This is a genomic window from Sphingobium sp. TomMM15 (assembly GCF_055397045.1).
This window is the reverse complement of the sequence record NZ_AP027314.1, coordinates 1805101-1824414: the sequence shown is the minus strand read 5'-3', so window position 1 is coordinate 1824414 and position 19314 is coordinate 1805101. Positions and strand designations below refer to the sequence as shown.

General features: G+C 60.2%; 13 protein-coding genes. All 13 read left to right on the top strand.

Annotation, left to right across the window (positions count from 1 at the left end):
- Positions 1-72 precede the first annotated feature (72 nt).
- Positions 73-1365: a serine hydrolase domain-containing protein gene (locus ACZ51H_RS09040; protein ID WP_464801627.1), complete on the top strand. Its 1293-nt coding sequence runs from the start codon at positions 73-75 to the stop codon at positions 1363-1365.
- Positions 1362-3293, top strand: a complete 1932-nt coding sequence (locus ACZ51H_RS09035; protein WP_464801626.1) for a bifunctional 5-dehydro-2-deoxygluconokinase/5-dehydro-2-deoxyphosphogluconate aldolase — start codon at positions 1362-1364, stop codon at positions 3291-3293. The genes ACZ51H_RS09040 and ACZ51H_RS09035 overlap by 4 nt, the downstream gene beginning before the upstream one ends.
- Positions 3290-5125: a 3D-(3,5/4)-trihydroxycyclohexane-1,2-dione acylhydrolase (decyclizing) gene (gene iolD / locus ACZ51H_RS09030; protein ID WP_464801625.1), complete on the top strand. Its 1836-nt coding sequence runs from the start codon at positions 3290-3292 to the stop codon at positions 5123-5125. Before ACZ51H_RS09035 ends, iolD begins: the two co-directional genes overlap by 4 nt.
- Positions 5122-6015 carry a myo-inosose-2 dehydratase gene (gene iolE / locus ACZ51H_RS09025; protein ID WP_464801624.1) on the top strand — a complete coding sequence of 298 codons (894 nt, stop codon included), beginning with the start codon at positions 5122-5124 and terminating at the stop codon, positions 6013-6015. The genes iolD and iolE overlap by 4 nt, the downstream gene beginning before the upstream one ends.
- On the top strand, positions 6012-6836 hold the full coding sequence (iolB, locus tag ACZ51H_RS09020) for a 5-deoxy-glucuronate isomerase (protein WP_464801623.1): 825 nt from the start codon (positions 6012-6014) through the stop codon (positions 6834-6836). Before iolE ends, iolB begins: the two co-directional genes overlap by 4 nt.
- A gap of 191 nt (positions 6837-7027) precedes the next feature.
- Positions 7028-8560 (top strand): CoA-acylating methylmalonate-semialdehyde dehydrogenase, encoded by a 1533-nt coding sequence (locus tag ACZ51H_RS09015; protein ID WP_464801622.1) that lies wholly within the window; start codon positions 7028-7030, stop codon positions 8558-8560.
- A 53-nt stretch (positions 8561-8613) separates the two neighbouring features.
- On the top strand, positions 8614-10296 hold the full coding sequence (locus tag ACZ51H_RS09010) for an AMP-binding protein (RefSeq protein ID WP_464801621.1): 1683 nt from the start codon (positions 8614-8616) through the stop codon (positions 10294-10296).
- 62 nt (positions 10297-10358) lie between these two features.
- Complete coding sequence (gene iolG, locus ACZ51H_RS09005) at positions 10359-11360, top strand: inositol 2-dehydrogenase (RefSeq protein ID WP_464801620.1); 1002 nt, start codon at positions 10359-10361, stop codon at positions 11358-11360.
- Between the two features lie 27 nt (positions 11361-11387).
- The gene (locus ACZ51H_RS09000) at positions 11388-12332 is read left to right on the top strand and encodes an alpha/beta hydrolase (RefSeq protein ID WP_464801619.1); all 945 of its coding nucleotides are present in this window, start codon (positions 11388-11390) and stop codon (positions 12330-12332) included.
- 74 nt (positions 12333-12406) lie between these two features.
- Positions 12407-14071 carry an AMP-binding protein gene (locus ACZ51H_RS08995; RefSeq protein ID WP_464801618.1) on the top strand — a complete coding sequence of 555 codons (1665 nt, stop codon included), beginning with the start codon at positions 12407-12409 and terminating at the stop codon, positions 14069-14071.
- 133 nt (positions 14072-14204) lie between these two features.
- The gene (locus ACZ51H_RS08990; RefSeq protein WP_464801617.1) at positions 14205-14966 is read left to right on the top strand and encodes an SDR family NAD(P)-dependent oxidoreductase; all 762 of its coding nucleotides are present in this window, start codon (positions 14205-14207) and stop codon (positions 14964-14966) included.
- A gap of 287 nt (positions 14967-15253) precedes the next feature.
- Positions 15254-17641 (top strand): TonB-dependent receptor, encoded by a 2388-nt coding sequence (locus ACZ51H_RS08985; protein WP_464801616.1) that lies wholly within the window; start codon positions 15254-15256, stop codon positions 17639-17641.
- A 340-nt stretch (positions 17642-17981) separates the two neighbouring features.
- The gene (locus ACZ51H_RS08980) at positions 17982-19247 is read left to right on the top strand and encodes an MFS transporter (RefSeq protein ID WP_464801615.1); all 1266 of its coding nucleotides are present in this window, start codon (positions 17982-17984) and stop codon (positions 19245-19247) included.
- Positions 19248-19314: the final 67 nt, after the last annotated feature.

Below are 19314 nucleotides of genomic sequence, written 5' to 3'. Positions count from 1 at the left end.
TCGATTTGGGAGCTTGCATAAGCTGTTCTGTAAAGATATATGATGGAATGTAATTTCCATAGGAGAGGAATGGTGAGCGAGCCGGTTAGCGCAAGCGCCGATTTTGCGGGTGGTGGAAATGGACCCGCCCGGGCGCCTGCGTGGCGGCCGATGGACGCACTGTTTGAGAATGTTATAGGGCGGGGGTGGCTTAGTGGCGCTGTGATGGCGGTATGCCGTGGCGGTGTGATTGAGCATGGTTCGGCGTTGGGCTGGCGGGATGTAGCAGCGCGCGATCCAATGCGGCATGACAGCATATTCCGGCTCTATTCCATGACCAAGCCGGTCACCGCCGTCGCGATGATGATCCTTTGGGACGAGGGCAAATGGTCGCCGTCTGATCTGATAGCCGATCATTTCCCTGAACTTGCGGGTCTTCAGGTCCTAGAGCGCGGATCAACCGCAGAGGCTCCCGTGCTTGTTCCCGTCGCCGACCAGCCGACGCTGGAACATCTGATGACGCATCAGGCCGGGTTCACCTACGGCTTTACGGACGAACCGGTGGACCGGATTTTCCGCGCCGCGGGGGTGCCGGTCATTCCGCATGATCTCAGCGCAGAGGAGTATCTGGCGCGGCTGGCGCGAGTGCCCCTGGCTTTTCAGCCTGGAGCAGGCTGGCGATATGGTGTGTCCATGGATCTTCAGGGCGTCATCATCGAACGCCTTAGCGGCATGAGTCTGCGTGAATTCATGCGTCAGAGGATTTTCGAGCCGCTGGGGATGGTCGACACCGACTTCCTTGTCCCCAAAGATATGCGTCATCGGCTCGCCAAGCTTTATTCGCTGTCGGACGACACGCTGGTGGAAATGGACCGCGACGCCGAGCGACTGAACTATGACAATGTCGCTGGTCTTTCGCCTCGCGATTTGATCCCTCCCTATGACAATGAGCCGTTGCTGGCATCTGGTGGGGGCGGTCTTGCGTCGACCGCTGGCGATTATCTTCGCTTCGGTCGGATGCTGCTGGGCCAGGGAGAGTTGGACGGCGCCCGGATCATCAGCCGTGAAGCAGCTGGCTTGATGATGCGCAGCCACACCCCTGACCATCTGTTGACGGGGGGATTTGGCACTGCGCCGCATTCGCTGCGACCCGGCTACGAATATGCCTATAACGGCATAACGATCACTGATCCGGAAAAGGCGGATGTTCGTCTTGGAAGGGGCACCTATTTCTGGGATGGCGCGGCAGGTTGCTGGTTCTGGTCGGATCCGCAGAACGACCTGGTTTTCGTGTGCATGATCCAGATGCTGACGGACGCAGAGCGGCTGGGCCTTCAATTCCAAAGCCGTGGGATCGTCGCCGATATTCTGGAAGGTCAGCAATGAGCCGCGCCGTTAACAGAGTGCGCGCTCTGGATCTTATCACTCTCGGCCGATCGGGGGTGGACCTGTATGGCGAGCAGGTCGGCGGCCTACTCGAGGATATGGGCTCTTTCGCCAAATATGTGGGCGGCAGTCCGACGAACAGCGCCATTGGCGCAGCGCGGCTGGGGTTGGATACCGGCATCATCACCCGGGTCGGTTCGGATCATATGGGGCGTTTCATTCGTCATCAGCTGGAGGCGGAGGGCGTCGACGTTGCCGGCGTCGTCGATGATCCGGATCGGCTGACGGCGCTGGTCATTTTGGGCATCCGCGATCCGGAAAGATTCCCGCTGATTTTCTATCGTGAAAATTGCGCCGACATGGCGTTGTGTGAGGAGGATATCGATCCTGGCTATGTGGCGTCTGCCCGGGCGTTGCTGATTAACGGCACCCACCTGTCGCAACCCAATGTCCGGGCCGCGACGCTAAAGGCAGTGCGAGCGATAAAGGATGTGGGCGGGCGCGTCGTCTTCGACATTGATTACCGCCCGGTTCTGTGGGGGCTGGCGACGAAGGATAATGGCGAGGACCGTTTCGTTTCCAGCGAGCAGGTCACACAGGAGCTTCAGCAAATCCTGCCGTTGTGCGATCTGATCGTGGGAACGGAAGAGGAAATCCATATCCTGGGCGGAACGACCGACACGGTCGCCGCTTTGCGCAAGATCCGCGAGAACAGCGGCGCGCTTCTGGTGTGCAAGCGAGGTCCCGATGGATGCGTCGCTTTCCCGGCGGCGGTGCCCGATCAGTTGGATCAAGGTGTTGTCGGCAAGGGCTTTGCGATCGAGGTTTTCAACGTATTGGGCGCGGGGGACGCGTTCATGGCTGGGTTCCTTCGCGGCTGGCTGCGCGACGAAAGCATTGAGCAGTGTTGCACCTATGGCAATGCGTGCGGCGCCATCGTGGTGTCACGCCATGGCTGCGCTCCGGCCCAGCCGAGCGCGGAGGAACTGCGCGTGTTTCTCTCCCGCAATGACTGGCCGCTGCGGTTACGCGACAGCGCGGCGCTGGAACATGTCCATTGGGCGACCAATCGTCTGACCGGCTATGACAAGCTGACTGTGCTGGCGATCGACCATCGCGCCCAGTTCGATGAGCTAATCGAAGAGCTTGGTACCAACAATCTGGATCGCGTGACCGAGTTCAAGGAACTGGCGTTGCGCGCCATGGCTCAGGTTGCGGAGGGCGAAGACGGCTTCGGCCTGCTTGCTGACGGGCGCTATGGTCGCTCCGCGCTGGAGAAGGCCGCTGGTGGCCGCTACTGGATCGGCCGTCCGATCGAGCTGCCGGGATCGAGGCCGCTCCGGTTCGAAGGTGGGCGGGAAGCCGCGACGATCCTTGCCGACTGGCCACTCGACCATGTCGTCAAATGTCTGGTCTTCTATCATCCCGACGATCCGGCGGACCTTTGCGCCGAACAGGATCGGCAGATATTGAGCCTGTTCGAAGCGTGCCGGGCCACCCGTCATGAGCTGTTGCTGGAAATCATTGCGTCCAAGCACGGCCCGGTCGGAATTGATACCATGGCGCGGGTGATCGAACACATCTACGGCTTGGGCGTTTATCCCGATTGGTGGAAGCTGGAACCGGCGGTCGATCCTGCCACCTGGACGGCGATTGAAAAGGTCATAGCGGCGAACGACCCCTATTGCCGGGGCATATTGCTGCTGGGACTGGCATCTGATGAAAAGTCGCTGCTGGCCGGCTTTGCCGCAGCGGTCGGCAGTCCGATGGTCAAGGGCTTTGCCGTTGGCCGCACCATATGGGCGGAGCCCGCCATGCGTTGGTTCAAGGACGAGATTGACGACGACACGGCCATTGCCGAGATGGCGTCCAGCTTCAGCGTGCTGGCGCGGGCATGGCGCGACGCAAGGCAGGACCCAGCATCATGAGCGGAGAAACCATCAGGCTGACGATGGCGCAGGCGCTCGTCCGGTGGATGGCGGCGCAACGCGTCGACATTGACGGCACAGAACAGCCCTTCTTCGCCGGGGTGTGGGCGATCTTCGGACATGGCAATGTCGCGGGCGTGGGAGAGGCGCTGGCGGAGATCGGCGACGCCCTTCCCACCTATCGCGCGCATAATGAGCAGGGGATGGCGCATGCCGCCATCGCCTTTGCCAAGGCCAACCGCCGCCAGCGCGTGATGGCGTGCACTACTTCGATCGGGCCGGGCGCCACGAATATGGTGACCGCCGCCGCGCTCGCGCATGTGAACCGTCTGCCGGTGCTGTTCCTGCCCGGTGACGTCTATGGCAGTCGCCTACCCGATCCGGTGCTTCAGCAGATCGAGGATTTCGGTGACGGAACGGTGAGCGCAAGCGACTGCTTCCGCCCGGTCAGTCGCTATTTCGACCGCATCACCCGGCCCGAACAGATATTGGACGCTGCGCCGCGTGCCATGGCGGTGATGATGGACCCGGCACGGTGCGGCCCCGTCACGCTGTCGCTTTGCCAGGATGTTCAGGCGGAGGCTTTCGACTGCCCGCTCAGCTTCCTTGAGCCGCGCGTTTGGCGGCAGCGGCGGCTCCATCCGGACGTGGGCGAGTTCAGTGCGCTGGTTCAGGCAATCCGCGCGGCGCAGCGGCCGCTGATCGTCGCGGGCGGCGGCGTTCTTTATTCCCGGGCTGAAGAGGCGCTCGCGGCGCTGGCGCAAGCCACCGGCATTCCGGTCGCGGAAACTCAGGCGGGCAAGGGCAGTCTGGTCGCCAGCCACGCTCAGGCGCTGGGATCGATCGGCGTTACCGGCACCAGCGCCGCCAATCGCGCGGCGCGGGAGGCTGATCTGGTGATTGGCCTTGGCACCCGGTTGCAGGATTTCACCACCGGATCGCGCACGCTGTTCCCGGCCCAACTGTTCCAGGTCAATGTGGCCGCGCACGATGCGCACAAGCATGGGGCCAAGAGCGTCGTGGGTGATGCGCGTGAAGTGATAGAGGAGCTGGCATTATCGCTGGGCAAGTGGCGTGTGCCACAGGCTTGGGAGCAGGCCAACGAAACCGCGCGGGCCGAATGGAACCATGCGGCGGATGCTGTCATGGCGCCATCGGACGCGCTGCCTTCCGATGCGCAGGTGATCGGCGCTGTTACCCGCAATGCCTCCGAAAACGCCGTGGTGGTCTGCGCCGCCGGGGGCCTGCCGGGTGAGCTGCACAAGCTGTGGCGCGTCCGCAAGCCGGGCGGCTATCATGTCGAATATGGCTTTTCCTGCATGGGCTATGAGATTGCGGGTGGGCTGGGCGTCAAGATGGCGGATCCAAGCCGGGAGGTCTTCGTACTCGTTGGCGATGGCAGCTATTTGATGCTTAATTCCGAGCTCGCGACTTCGGTCATGCTGGGGATGAAGATCACCGTCGTGCTGCTGGACAATGGCGGTTATGGCTGCATCAACCGCTTGCAACAGGCGACTGGCGGCAGGCCGTTCAACAATCTGCTCGCTGATTCCAGGCAAGAGGTTCTGCCGCCTGTCGATTTCGCCGCCCATGCCCGGAGCCTTGGCGCGCAGGCGGAAAAGGCGTCGGGAATCGCGGCGCTGGAAGAGGCGCTGGGTCGCGCCGCCGCGTCAAGCAGCAGCTATGTCATCGTGCTGGAAACCGACCCCGCAATTACGACGCAATCGGGGGGGCACTGGTGGGATGTCGCGGTGCCGCAGGTGTCGTCTCGGGCGGAAGTCGTTGAGGCGCGTGCCCGCTATGAGGATATGAAGAAGAGGCAAATGCCATGACGATACGCTGGGGCGTAAGCCCGATCGCCTGGGCGAATGACGACATGCCCGAGCTTGGGGGCGACATCACGCTGGACACTTTGCTGAACGAAGTGCGGCAGATCGGTTTCGAGGGGGTGGAACTTGGCTGCAAGTTTCCACGTGATGCCGCCACCCTGAAGCCGATCATGACATCGCACGGGCTGGACATCATCGGCGGCTGGTATTCCACCAATCTGCTGGTCCGGGACGCCGAAGCCGAGATCGAGGCGATGGCCGATCACCTCGCCCTGCTGGAAGCGATGGGATCGCAGGTTTTCATCGCCGCTGAAACATCCAACGCCATCCACTGCGATCGCTCCCGGCCGCTGGACGCCCATCCCCGAATCGACGATCAGGCGTGGGAACAGTTTGGAGCGCGGCTGAACGCGGTCGCCGCCTATGTGAATGAGCGCGGGCTGCGTTTTGCCTATCATCATCATCTGGGCACGGTGGTGGAGACAGGCGATGAATTGCGACGCTTCTTCGAAGTTACGGGCGATCATGTCGGCCTGACGCTCGACACGGGTCATTCTCTGTGCGGCGGCATCGATCCGCTGAAGGTCATAAGCGAACGGCCCGAGCGGGTGAGCCACGTCCATTGCAAGGATGTGCGGCGGAACCGGTACAATCGCCTCCGGGCTGGCGGCGCGAGCTTCCTTGATGGCGTGGTCAGCGGAATGTTCACCGCACCGGGTGATGGCGTCTATGATTATGAGCCGTTCCTCGGTGCTCTCGCTAGCGTTGGCTATGACGGCTGGATCGTCATCGAGGCAGAGCAGGATCCGGCCGTCGCCAATCCCTATACCTATCAGCAGCTTGGCCTGCGCACGCTGCGGAATATTGCGGCTGAAGTAGGGCTGGCGGCATGAGCCTGAAGGTCCGCAGCCATGAACCCGATGCGCAGGGCGTGGTGCTCGACATCACGCCGGAAAGCGCTGGATGGCGCTATGTTGGTTTCAAGGTTGTCCGTCTCGCCGCGGGGCAAGTCCATGATGGGGGTGAAGAGGGCCGCGAAGCATGCCTGGTCATCCTGTCCGGCATCGTTGATGTGACCGCCGGAGAGGAGTGCTTCGAGCGGATTGGTGGGCGGGCTGATGTATTCGCCGGACCTGCGACCTCGGCCTATGTCCCCGCAGGGACCTTCTACAGCATCCGGGCAGCGAGCGATGCGGAAGTCGCGATCTGCACTGCTCCGGGCGGTGGCACCCGTCGTCCGCGTGTCATCGCGCCCGAAGACGTAAGGTTGGAGACGCGGGGGGAGGGCACAAACCAGCGTTTCGTGCGCAACATCCTGGATGATGCTGGCGATGCGGAAAGCCTGCTGGTCGTGGAAGTCATCACTCCTGGCGGTCATTGGTCAAGCTATCCGCCGCACAAGCATGATCGAGACGCCTGGCCGCAGGAAACCTTCCTTGAGGAAACCTATTATCACCGCCTGTCGCCGCCGCAGGGCTTTGCCTTTCAGCGGGTCTATACCGACGATCGCTCGATCGACGAGACCATGGCCGTTGAGGATGGTGACGTGGTGCAGGTGCCGCGCGGCTATCATCCCGTCGGCGCGCCGCACGGCTACGACCTTTATTATCTGAACGTCATGGCTGGCCCACGTCGCGACTGGGTGTTCGCCAATGACCCCGCGCATGAGTGGATCGCGCGCGGCGCGCCGTCAGGGCCTGACACGGGAGAATGAGTTGCTGCCTTCGTTCGTCCGCTTGCCGGACGAAGTGAACCAAAAGTTTTGACGTCTATCGCCTGTCCAGCCCCGCCGGTGGAGATCTGCACTTTATCCATGGCGGCGGCTGGGCGCCCGTGAGGGCGGGAGCATCCCCGCCCTCAATCTACGCGACGGCGTTGTGCAAAGATGATGAGGAAGATTTGACCATGACCGTAGAAGCCGAAACGCGAAACATTCCCCACTTCATCGGGGGGCGTGCGGTGACTGCTACCGCGTCTCGCACCAGTGATGTGTTCGACCCGAATTGCGGACAGGTGCAGGCGCGCGTGGGGCTGGGAACCGCCAGCGAATTGCAGCAGGCGGTCGATGCCGCTCAAGCGGCGCAGCCCGCATGGGCGGCCGTCAATCCTCAGCGCCGGGCTCGCGTCATGTTCGAGTTCAAGCGGCTGGTCGAACGCGACATGGACGAACTTGCCCGCCTGCTGGCGTCCGAACATGGCAAGGTGGTCGCCGACGCCAAGGGCGACATTCAGCGCGGCCTTGATGTCGTGGAGTTCGCTTGCGGCATTCCTCATTTGCTTAAGGGTGAACATACGCAGGGCGCAGGCCCAGGGATCGACGTCTATTCGATGCGCCAGCCCATCGGCATCGGCGCAGGGATCACCCCCTTCAATTTCCCGGCGATGATCCCGCTTTGGATGAGCGCCGTCGCGATGGCCTGCGGCAACGCCTTCATCCTGAAGCCCTCGGAACGCGATCCGTCCGTTCCGATCCGCCTGGCGGAACTTTTTATGGAGGCCGGGCTGCCTGCGGGCATTTTCCAGGTCGTTCAGGGTGACAAGGAAATGGTGGATGCCATCCTTGATCATCCGGCGATCAGCGCGGTCAGCTTCGTCGGCTCCTCCGACATCGCCCATTATGTCTACAAGCGCGGCGTCGACAACGGCAAGCGCGTCCAAGCGATGGGCGGCGCCAAGAACCACGGCATCGTCATGCCCGACGCCGATCTCGACCAGACGGTAGCTGATCTTTGCGGAGCGGCCTTTGGGTCGGCGGGCGAGCGCTGCATGGCTTTGCCGGTCGTGGTTCCGGTTGGGCAGGACACAGCCGAGCGGCTGAAGGCGAAGCTGATCCCCGCCATCGAGGCTCTGCGCGTGGGCGTCTCCACTGATGCGGAGGCGCATTATGGTCCTGTGGTGACCGCGCAGCACAAGGCGCGCATCGAACAGTGGATTCAGACCGGTGTGGATGAGGGCGCGGAGTTGGTCGTCGATGGGCGCGGCTTCTCGCTTCAGGGGCATGAGGACGGCTTTTTCGTTGGCCCGACCCTGTTCGATCATGTGACGCCGGACATGAGCGCCTACCGGGAGGAGATTTTCGGCCCCGTGTTGCAGATGGTGCGGGCCGACAGCTTTGAAGACGCGCTGGCTCTCCCGTCCAGCCATCAATATGGCAATGGCGTTGCCATCTTCACGCGCAATGGTCATGCCGCACGGGAATTTGCGGCACGTGTGAATGTCGGCATGGTTGGTATCAACGTGCCGATCCCGGTGCCGGTCGCCTATCACAGCTTTGGCGGTTGGAAGCGCTCGGGCTTTGGCGACCATAACCAGCATGGCGAAGAGGGCGTCCGTTTCTGGACGAAGGTGAAGACCGTGACGCAGCGCTGGCCGAACGCATCGGGCGCCGCTTCGGGATCGTCGCTGTCCGATGCCTTCATGATCCCGACGATGAAATGATTTTTCCGCCGGTCCGGTTCACGCCGGGTCGGCAATCAGGTGAGCAGCTTCTCATGACCACGCAAGAACTCAGCCAAGTTGCCGGAGCTTCGCAACCTTGCTTGCGTGACGATACGATCGGCGAGGCGCTCGACCGCGCCGCACAGCGCTGGCCCGATGAGGATGCGCTCGTCGCGCGGCATGGCAATGTTCGCTACAGCTGGTCGGAACTGAAGGCCGCCACGGATGACTTCGCCGCTGGGCTGCTGGCGTTGGGGGTGAGGCCGGGCGACCGGGTTGGCATATGGGCGCCTAACTGCGCCGAATGGACCATCGCGCAACTGGCGACTGCCCGTGCGGGCATGATCCTGGTCAATATCAACCCGGCCTATCGCGTCGCGGAGTTGGAATATACGCTGGCCAAGGTGGAAGTGACGGCGCTGATCTGCGCGGCCTCGTTCAAGACCAGTGATTATCTGGCCATGACGGAGACGTTCGTCACGCACTTTGGCGGGCGACCGGGAGAGATTGTGTCGGTTGGCCTTCCAGCGTTCCGCTATGCCATCAAGATCGGCGGTGATCCGCGCCCGGGCTGGCTGGATTTTAAAGAGGTTGCGGACCTGCGGACGGCAGCTTCGGAAGCGGAACTCATCGGCATCGCTGCAACGCTGAAGGCTGACGATCCGATCAACATCCAGTTCACCAGTGGAACCACAGGGGCGCCAAAAGGCGTGACCCTTTCGCACCACAACATTCTCAATAACGCGTTCATGTGTGGCCGTGAGATGGGCCTGGTGCCAGGCGAGCGCATTTGCATAGCGGTGCCGCTTTACCATTGCTTTGGCATGGTGATGGGCAACCTTATGAGCATGCTCCATGGCGTCACCATGGTCTATCCCTCACCAGGCTTCGATCCGCTCGCGGTGCTGGAAGCCGTGGAAGCAGAACGCTGCACGATATTGCACGGTGTGCCCACGATGTTCATCGCGGAACTGGAGCAGCCTGAATTCTCGCGCTTCGATCTGTCCTCCTTGCGAACCGGGTTGATGGCGGGCTCGCCCTGTCCAGAAGAACTGATGCGTAAGGTGATGACGCGGATGCACATGCGGGACATCGGCATCGGCTATGGCATGACGGAAACCAGCCCGTTGAGCTTTCAGACCTCGCTGGACGATCCGGTCGAAGCCAGGGTCGCAACGATCGGGCGCATTCAGCCCCATATCGAAGCCAAGATCGTCCATCCCGAAACCGGCGAGATCGTCGCGCGCGGCGAACCGGGTGAGCTTTGTATTCGCGGCTATTCCGTGATGCTCGGCTATTGGGGGGAGCCTGAAAAGACGGCGGAGGCAGTCCGCGACGGCTGGATGCACACCGGTGATCTGGCGACCATCGATGACGCGGGCTATGCGCGGATCGTCGGCAGGATCAAGGACATGATCATCCGTGGCGGCGAAAATATCTATCCGCGCGAACTGGAAGAGCTGCTTTACCTCCACCCATCCGTGCTGGACGTGCAGGTCGTCGGCATCGTGGATGATCGGTTCGGCGAAGAGGTAATGGCCTGTGTGAAGCTCTGCCATGGCGAGCAGGAAGATGCTGAATCGATCATCACATTCTGCCGGGAGCGCGTGGCCCATCATAAGGTGCCGCGCTACGTGCGCTTCATCGACAGTTTTCCCATGACCGTATCCGGAAAGGTGCAGAAGGCCCGGCTGCGCGAGATGATGGAGGATGAGCTGGCGAAAGCCCGCCAATAGAGAAAATGAGCGCTCTGTTTCAGCGCGCAAACAACAATATCCTGTTTTAGGAAAGGTATTCCATGTCTGAAATCGCTCTGATTGGCGCTGGCAGGATTGGCAAGATCCACGCTGCGAACATCGCCGCCAATCCTCGCTTGACGTTGTCGCGCATCGTTGATCCGTTCGGTGGGGCGGTAGAACTGGCCGAGCGCTACGGCGCCCGCGTATCGACGGTGGACGAAGTCTGGGCCGACCCTGCGATCAGCGGCGTCGTAATCGCAAGCGCGACCGACACCCATCTAGAATATACGCTGGAATCCATCCGCGCTGGAAAGCACGTCTTTTGTGAAAAGCCGCTGGACGAGGATGCGGGCCGCGCCGCGCGTGTCCAGCAGGCAGTCGCCGGGAGCGACAGGCACGTCCTGCTGGGCTTCAACCGGCGTTTCGATCCCAGCTTCGCCAGCCTGCAGCGACGCTTGAAGCAGGGCGAGATCGGCGCGCTCGAGACGCTGCATATAATCAGTCACGATCCAGCGCCGCCGCCTGCATCCTATGTCGCTGTGTCCGGTGGCATCTTCAAGGACATGTCGATCCATGATTTCGACATGGCCAGCTGGCTGCTGGATGAAGAGATCGAAAGCGTCTTTGCTTCGGGCGCTGTGCTGATCGATCCTGAAATAGGCGCGGCGGGCGATTTCGACACCGCCAAAATCCTGCTGCGCACGGTCAGCGGCAAGATCTGCGTCATCTCCAACAGCCGCCGCAGCGGCTATGGCTATGACCAACGCATCGAAGCCTTCGGGTCGAAGGGCATGATCCGGGCCGAGAACAAGCTGGAAAGCAGCGTCCAGACCTGGACTGAGGGGGGCGCACGGTCGGACTGCTTCCAGAATTTCTTCCTCGATCGTTACGCCGAAGCCTACGCCATCGAGGTCGAGCACTTTGCCGACATCATCGAGGGCAAGGCAACGCCCGTCGCCGATGAAAGCGACGGCATCAAGGCGCTCATCCTTGCCGAAGCCGCGGACCAGTCAGCTCGCAGCGGGTCGGTCGTCAAGCTGGCCCGCTCTGCGGACCGCTGAAGGAAGCACAATGAAGGAGATACTGATATGGCCTTAGACCCCGTATTGCAGCAGATCGTAGCGCAACTTCCCTTGCCCACGTCCGACAAGATCGACCACGAAGTAATGCGCCGCGATATGGAAGCTTTGATCCCGCTCTTCTACGGGCCGGACGGTCCCATCGAGGCTGCGTCGGTGGAGAATGTGGCTATTGATGGCGAGGACGGGCCGGTACCGCTTCGCATCATTCGCCCCCTGGCAGCTCCTACCGGAACATTGCATCTTCTGCACGGCGGCGGTTGGGCGTTCGGCAGCATCGAATTCATCGAGCCGTTGGCGCGGCGGCTTGCCCGAAACCTCTCGATGGTTGTCGTGGCAAGTGGTTATCGGCTCGCTCCTGAAAATCCCTTTCCCGCCGGGTTCAATGATTGCTTGGCCGCTGCGCGTTGGACCATAGAGCATGCGGCTGAACTCGGGGGTGCCGGAAACCCGGTAGTAATTGCGGGAGAGAGCGCCGGAGCAAATCTGGCGACCGCAGTGGCCCTGGAATTTGCAGGAACGGGTAGCGAGAATTTCGACGCTCAATTGCTTTTCTTCCCGGCGGTCGATTTGCGAAAGGAATCGGCGAATTATCCTTCCCGGATCGCCAATGCAGATCCGACGCTTCGCACGGGAACGCTGCCTCAGATGATGAAGGATTATTGCGGTGAGCATGATCCAGCGGATCCCCGCCTTTCGCCAATCACTTCCGAACGTTTGGATGCGGCACCGCCCGTGGTTCTCGTCGTGCTGGAGGTCGACCCGCTTCGCGACGAAGCAATCGCCTATGCCGATCGGCTGCGAGAAGCGGGCGTCGATGTCGAATTGGTGCAGTTCGATAATCTAACTCATGGTTTCCCCAATCTGTCCGCACTGGTTCCAGCTGCGGCCGAGGCCACAGAGGTGGTTGGGCAGCGCCTCAAGAAGTTGTTGGCCCGAACCGCCCACGGCTGAAACGCCATACCGGCAGTAAATATGCAAAACCTGTGTCGATTGAAGACACGATATTCTCGTTGAGGAGGTCCTTCATGGACGACGGGGCACAATATAAGGGCCTGCCCAGCAGCAATGGTTCCACGTTTGATTTGTCACAGCCGCTGGCTGTTCTGGATCTGGACGATACCGGCCACACCAATGCGGCGGTGATATGTTGCGATCGGTACGCTGCGGACAGGTCGCGAGTCGCCTTGCGCCACCGTGGGCTTGATGGGGTTACGCAGGAGTGGACGTTCGCGCGGCTGTCCCATGATAGCGCCAGGCTCGCAGCCGCGCTGGCGTCCTTAGGGGTTACCAAAGGGGACCGGATTGCCGGACTGCTGCCGCGCTCGCCTGAACTGCTGATCCTGATCCTCGCGACCTGGCGGCTCGGAGCGGTCTACCAGCCTTTGTTTACGGCCTTCGGGTCCAAGGCGATCGAATATCGGCTTGAGGTGGCCAACGCTCGCTTGATCGTGGCCGATCAGGATAATCTTTCCAAGATCGCCGATGTTCCCTCGTCGATCGCGCAGATTGTGGTGGGGGCCGGAGAAGCAAGTGCCCAGCGCGACTTCTGGAGCATGATCGAAGGCGAGGAGGGAGGTCATCCTGCTGTGCCTTGTGGCTTGGACGATCCCTTTCTCATCATGTTCACCTCTGGAACCACCGGACCTGCCAAGCCTTTGCTGGTTCCGGTGAGGGCGATTGCTGCCTTCGCCGCCTATATGCGCGATGCGGTGGGATTGCGCCCAGATGACCGTTTCTGGAACTTTGCCGATCCGGGCTGGGCCTATGGCCTCTATTACGCTGTGACCGGCCCGCTTGCGCTCGGGATTGCCACGACGTTCAACCAGCGCGGTTTCGACGTCGACGATGCCTATGACACAATCGCCGACCTAGGCATCACCAATGTCGCGGGATCACCAACAGCTTACCGGCTGCTGCTCGCTGGCGGCCCGGAAAAAGCCGAGCGAGTGAAAGACCAGCTTCGCGCCGTCAGCAGCGCGGGCGAACCGCTCAACCCCGAGATCATTCGCTGGTTCGGCGAGCATTTACATGCCCCCATCTATGATCATTATGGACAGACCGAGATCGGCATGGTGTTGTGCAATCATCACGCCATCGATCATCCCATCCATATCGGATCGGCTGGCTTTGCTTCGCCTGGGCACCGCGTCGTCGTCTGCTCGCCCGAAGGAGAGGAACTGCCTAAAGGAGAGCCGGGGATACTCGCGCTGGACCGCAAGGCATCGCCAATGATGTGGTTTTCCGGCTATCTGGGACGGGAAACCGCGGCGTTCGTCGGCGACTATTATATGAGCGGTGACACGGTGGAGCAGAATGAAGATGGAAGCATCTCATTTATCGGTCGGGCCGATGATGTCATCACCACCTCTGGCTACCGTGTTGGCCCGTTCGACGTCGAGAGCGCGCTGCTCGAACATGAGGCGGTGATGGAGTCCGCAGTGATCGGTAAGCCCGATCCTGAACGGACAGAAATTATCAAGGCGTTCATCGTATTGAACCAGGGCTATGGGGCGGAAGACCCGGATTTGGCGTCTTCGATCCAGCGCTATGTAAAAACGCGGTTGTCCGCCCACGCCTACCCGCGCGAGATCGCATTTGTGGAGTCCTTGCCCAAGACGCCAAGCGGCAAGCTACAGCGTTTCCTGCTCCGAAATGAGGAAGTCGCCAAACAGCGACAGGCAAACAGCTGACGTTTCCAGATCGGACGCTTCATGGAGAGGCGTCTTGGCCCGGCTTCTGCAAACCACATTGCATGATCCCATGGGCCTGGAGAGTGGTGGGCGCGACACGCGATTAACAACCGATAGAATTAAGAGATTGAGCATGGACATCAATGGAATGGCCGCCGTCGTCACGGGCGGCGCGTCCGGATTGGGGAAGGCGACGGCGCATATGCTGGCCGAGCAGGGCGCAAAGGTTGCAATTTTCGATTTGAACGAGGAAGCGGGACGGGCAACTGCCGAAGCCTTGGGCGGTATTTTCGTCGCAGCCAACATCGCCGACGACGCCAGCGTAACGGCTGCTCTGGAAGCTGCCGAGCGTGCGCATGGCGTGGCGCGCATCCTCGTCAACTGCGCTGGTATCGCTCCGGCTGTAAAGACAGTAGGCAGCGAAAATGCGCCGCATCCGCTGGACATTTTTGTCAGGACGGTGACGGTCAATCTGATCGGCAGCTTCAATGTCATCGCCAAATTCTCCGCCCGGCTCGCTGCGGCGGACGAGATTGACGGCGAAAGAGGCGTCATCGTAAACACCGCGTCGGTCGCCGCCTATGACGGGCAGATCGGCCAGGCAGCCTATAGCGCGTCGAAAGGCGGGGTGGTCGGCATGACCCTTCCGATCGCGCGCGACCTCGCCCAGCATAAGATCCGAGTAATGACGATCGCTCCTGGTATCTTCCTGACGCCGATGCTGGAGTCCTTTCCCCAGGCGGTTCAGGATGCTTTGGGTGCGCAGGTGCCGCATCCTAGCCGCTTGGGGAAGCCGACCGAATATGCGCAGCTGGTGGAAAGCATAATCCGCAATCCCATGTTGAATGGCGAAGTGATCCGACTGGATGGTGCAATCCGGATGGCGCCGCGCTGATTAAGCCTTCGGGGCGTCATGTACGGTTAGGTCGGGCTGCGAGTGTATCGGATCGGCCCCGCCTGACACAGGATGAGATCGCGCTCGCTCAAAAGCGGGAGGCGCCGTTGCTTTTCGTCCTCTCTTATAGACGCTGCACAACCAGAGGCGGTTGGACCTGCTCACCCATAAAACAAACATTTCGTTCCAAAATATAAATTGACGAAATTCAAATTCCATTTATAAAATGGTCAGAAGGGGCATGCTGCTGGGGGGCAGCATGACAGTCCCATTCTAGGAGAGATAGGATGCACTTGAGGGGTTGTTTGCTTGGTACCGTTGCCAGCTTGGTCGCGATGCCTGCTTTTTCGACATATGCACAAGCGCAAGACGCTGCTGGTGATCCGAATCCGCAGATCGCGCAATCCGTCGCGGCGTCTGCTAATTCGGCGCCAACAGGTGCGCAGGTTGAGGCATCGGGCCAAGGGCTGAAGGACATCATCGTAACGGCTCGCCGCCGCAGCGAGAGCGCGCAGACTGTGCCCGTTGCTGTCAGCGTCGCATCGGCGGAGTCGCTGGAACAGCATCAAGTTCTCAACGCCTATCAACTCGTCAATCTGACCCCGAGCTTGCAGACGCGATCGACCAATCAGCAGGCAGGTGCTGTCAACTTCACGATCCGCGGCGTCGGAACATCCGTATTCGGACCTCAGATCGAGCAAAGTGTTGGCATCGTAATCGATGATGTCGTGATGAGCCGTCCTCAGCTCGGTAATGTGCAGTTCTTCGATCTCGACCGTGTCGAAGTTCTGCGTGGGCCGCAGGGCATGCTGTTCGGCAAGAACGCAGCGGCAGGCCTGATCAACATAATTACAGCGCAGCCGCGACTAAATCAGTCGGAATTCCTCGCCAATATTCTTTATGGCAACACGACTGCGCCTGGCTCGGGCAATCTTGCAACCTTGCAAGTTGCAGGCAACACGCCGCTTAGCTCTAATGCCGCTCTCCGGCTTTCTGCCTTCGTGACGCGCCAAGATGCATTTACGAAAGACATCGCCCTCCGCCAGAATTTGGGAAATACCGCATATGGCGGTCGGCTCAAGATTCTATGGGAACCTAGTGACGCGTTGCGTCTGACAATTGCCGGCGACTATCAGCATTCGAATGGTCCGGGTGAGGGCGTGCTTGTGCGGCGATTTAATGCGCCAGGCGGGTTGATCGAGAGCATCGATGGGGCGAACGGGATCGTTGCGTCGCCAAACAATACGCTGTTGGCCAGTGACGTCCGGAACACGAACGATTCCACTGTATACGGTGTGTCTCTGAAGGCAGAGTGGGACATTGGCGGAGGGTACACGTTGACCAACGTGCTGGCCCATCGGCGATCGCGCATGCGTACCTCCATCGATACGGACACCACCACCGCAGATCTTTTCAACGTCAATACCGGTGGACTTACGCGGCGCCAGACTACCGAAGAGTTGCGGCTTACATCGCCAAGCGACGGACGCTTCAGCTACCAAGTTGGTCTCTTCTATTTGGACCTCGTCGCCCGGGAATATCTGTTGCAAGGCGCAAATCTGGGGATTCCTATACTGGTTCCGGGACTTTCCAACTTCGGAGGTTATGCGGACGGTATTTCTCCAACGAAGAGCTATGCTGGATTCTTCGAAGGGCAATATAAGATCAGCGACAGCCTGCGCGTCACCGCTGGCGGCCGTTACACTCATGATGACATCCGTTACGGCATCGATCTAACAAATCCCGCAGCAGTGATTGGGCTTTACGGGCCTGACATATCGTTCGATCGGCAAGTCAAAAAGAACAACTTCTCTTATCGAGTTGGCCTGGACTATAGCATCAATCCGGACGTACTTGCCTACTTCACTTATACCAGAGGGTATAAGGGACCGACCTTCGATCAACTGTCCGGGTCGCCTGTGGCTCCAGAAATTCCGAAGAGCTTTGAGGTCGGCGTCAAATCGACGCTGTTTGATCGCAAGCTTCGTCTTAACGTCGCCCTTTTCGACACGACATTCGATGGCTTTCAGACCCAGGCACAGCGGCCGGGAACTGCGGCCGGGTTCACGACCCTCAATGCAGGACAGCTGAAGTCCCGCGGGGTGGAATTGGAATTCACGGCTCTCCCGTTCGAAGGGCTGACGATCAGTGGTGGTACGACATATAATGAGACGGAATACCGCAACCTTTCCGGTGTGCCCTGCTACACTGGGCAGCCTGCGGGGACTAGCGGCACAAATGTGTGCTTGCCGAACGGCACGACCGATGTGAGCGGAAACCAGCTTGAAAACGCGCCAAAATGGACCACGACGATTACTGCGCGTTATGAGCATCCTGTGTCCAGCAATTGGGTTGGATTCCTGCAAGGCGATGTTTACCACCGTAGCGCCTTCAGTTTCAGCCAGACGCGTGATCCCCAGCTTCGGGTCCGCGCGAATGCGATCGCAGGTTTGTCGGCGGGGGTTCACACAGCGGATGACAAGCTTTCAATCTCCGCTTTCGTCCGTAATCTCTTCGACAAGAGGGTTCCAAGCTATATCTTCGCCGATCCGGTGTCTGCCTTTTATGTCGGTTCTTCCGGCCAAAGCGACGCAGCGCTTGGGGGCAACTATTGGCAGAGCTTTGGACCAAACTCGTTCCGGACTATTGGAGTGAGCTTGAACTATAAGATGTGAGCTCGATGCCGCAGCCATGCATAAGCGGTGCGCATCAATCTGAAAGTATATGATCACAGAATAGAGATCGGTTCCTCAGCCGAGGCTGAGGAACCTCTTCACTGGATCTACTCAGGCGATAGGGTCGCCGTGTCGAAGCAGGAGGCCGAGGGTAAAAGCCCTAACGCTTTGAAGCGCCAATGCGGCCCCACGCTGACTAGGCGGCCAGTATGCCCGAATTCCCGTTGCATCACGAATGCAGCAGGGGCCTTGAAGATGTGCCGAACCTCGTCAGCGGGCCGCTATGATCGATGGCAATGTCGGAATGGGGACCGGTCGACTGATACGAAGGATGGACGGAGTGGCTGTTGAACAAACCTGTGTGGAAGCGGATATCCCCGGCGTGTCAGGAATGCGGAGTTCGCGACGTCTCGCGGTTCTCCTATTCCTTGCATACGCTTCTCTGATCGCTGTTTTCCAGGGCATCTTGAATGTTCTTCTGCCGCCGGTTGTTGCAAGACTGGCCCCCGATGCCAAGGTGGGTACACTGGCATTCCTCTCCACGATCGCGGCGATCGCATCGGTCATTGCGCTTTTCGCTGGGGGCGCAGTCTCTGATCGCACGAGATCCCGCTGGGGAAAGCGGACTCCGTCCCTCCTCGTAACCTTATTCGCGAGCATCGCTTTGATGCCCTTGGTCGGAAGCGCAACCTCCATTGCGCAGCTGACGATCTTGCTGCCGCTATTATGGTTCACGCTTAACTATTATCAGTCCGTACTGCTGGCCGCTTTGCCCGACCGAATTCCTGCACATGATTTGAGCTTCGCTTCGGCAGCGATTGGATTGGGTGCGCCCGTGGGAATTTTAGTCGGCGTCAACATCGCGACAATAGCTTCCACGACGATGATGGGCTATGTGCTTCTTGCGGTCCCACTGACCATTTTGACCTGTGCTTTTATTTTGGTGGAACCGGAAGCGTCTTCTCTCGGACTGCCGGTAGAAGAACGGCGACCCTTCAGTTGGAAGGGGTGCCGGGCACAATTTGCGAGTTTCTCGCACCGCAACTACTCGCTCGCGGCGATATCAAGGGCGCTGCTCTTCCTCTGCTACTTCAGCATAACCGGCTATATATTCTTTTTGCTTCAGGACTATGTCGGGCAAGAATGGCTTCCCTATCGAAGCCTCAGCGCCGGGATCAGCATCTTCTCCAGCGTCATGACAGCTGCCTGGCTTTTCGTCACCCTCCTGACAGGTTGGCTCGCCAGCCATTTCCAGCGAACTGTGCTGATTGTTGCTACCGTGTCTATCCTGGCGGGCGTCGTGACGTTGCTGCCGGCGTTATCGAATAGCTGGACCATCTTCCTGCTCTTCGGCCTTGGAACCGGCCTCATGTTTGGCAGCTACTTCGTCTTGGACCTGAAGCTCGCCACCCTTGTCCTGCCTGACGAAAAGACCGCAGGCAGGGATCTTGGGATACTGCTTGCTGCGGGTTCGGCGCCCGGAGTGATCGCCCCCGCAGTTGCAGGCGCGATCATCGCGGCGAGCGGCTATCCTGCGCTCTTCCTCTTTGGCGCAGGGGTAGCTTTTATTGGAGGTCTGTGCGTGGCCTTCATCAGGCTTCGGTGATGGCGCCGGTGCGCTCCTCCTGGCGAGGACTTTAGTTCTGTGACGCGACGCACGACGATACCCTTTC

Coding starts and splice junctions, on each gene's coding strand:
- ACZ51H_RS09035 (WP_464801626.1), top strand. CDS start 1,362: ATGAGCCGCGCCGTTAACAGAGTGCGCGCTCTGGATCTTATCACTCTC.
- ACZ51H_RS08990 (WP_464801617.1), top strand. CDS start 14,205: ATGGACATCAATGGAATGGCCGCCGTCGTCACGGGCGGCGCGTCCGGA.
- ACZ51H_RS08985 (WP_464801616.1), top strand. CDS start 15,254: ATGCACTTGAGGGGTTGTTTGCTTGGTACCGTTGCCAGCTTGGTCGCG.
- iolE (WP_464801624.1), top strand. CDS start 5,122: ATGACGATACGCTGGGGCGTAAGCCCGATCGCCTGGGCGAATGACGAC.
- ACZ51H_RS08995 (WP_464801618.1), top strand. CDS start 12,407: ATGGACGACGGGGCACAATATAAGGGCCTGCCCAGCAGCAATGGTTCC.
- iolB (WP_464801623.1), top strand. CDS start 6,012: ATGAGCCTGAAGGTCCGCAGCCATGAACCCGATGCGCAGGGCGTGGTG.
- iolG (WP_464801620.1), top strand. CDS start 10,359: ATGTCTGAAATCGCTCTGATTGGCGCTGGCAGGATTGGCAAGATCCAC.
- ACZ51H_RS09015 (WP_464801622.1), top strand. CDS start 7,028: ATGACCGTAGAAGCCGAAACGCGAAACATTCCCCACTTCATCGGGGGG.
- ACZ51H_RS09010 (WP_464801621.1), top strand. CDS start 8,614: ATGACCACGCAAGAACTCAGCCAAGTTGCCGGAGCTTCGCAACCTTGC.
- iolD (WP_464801625.1), top strand. CDS start 3,290: ATGAGCGGAGAAACCATCAGGCTGACGATGGCGCAGGCGCTCGTCCGG.
- ACZ51H_RS09000 (WP_464801619.1), top strand. CDS start 11,388: ATGGCCTTAGACCCCGTATTGCAGCAGATCGTAGCGCAACTTCCCTTG.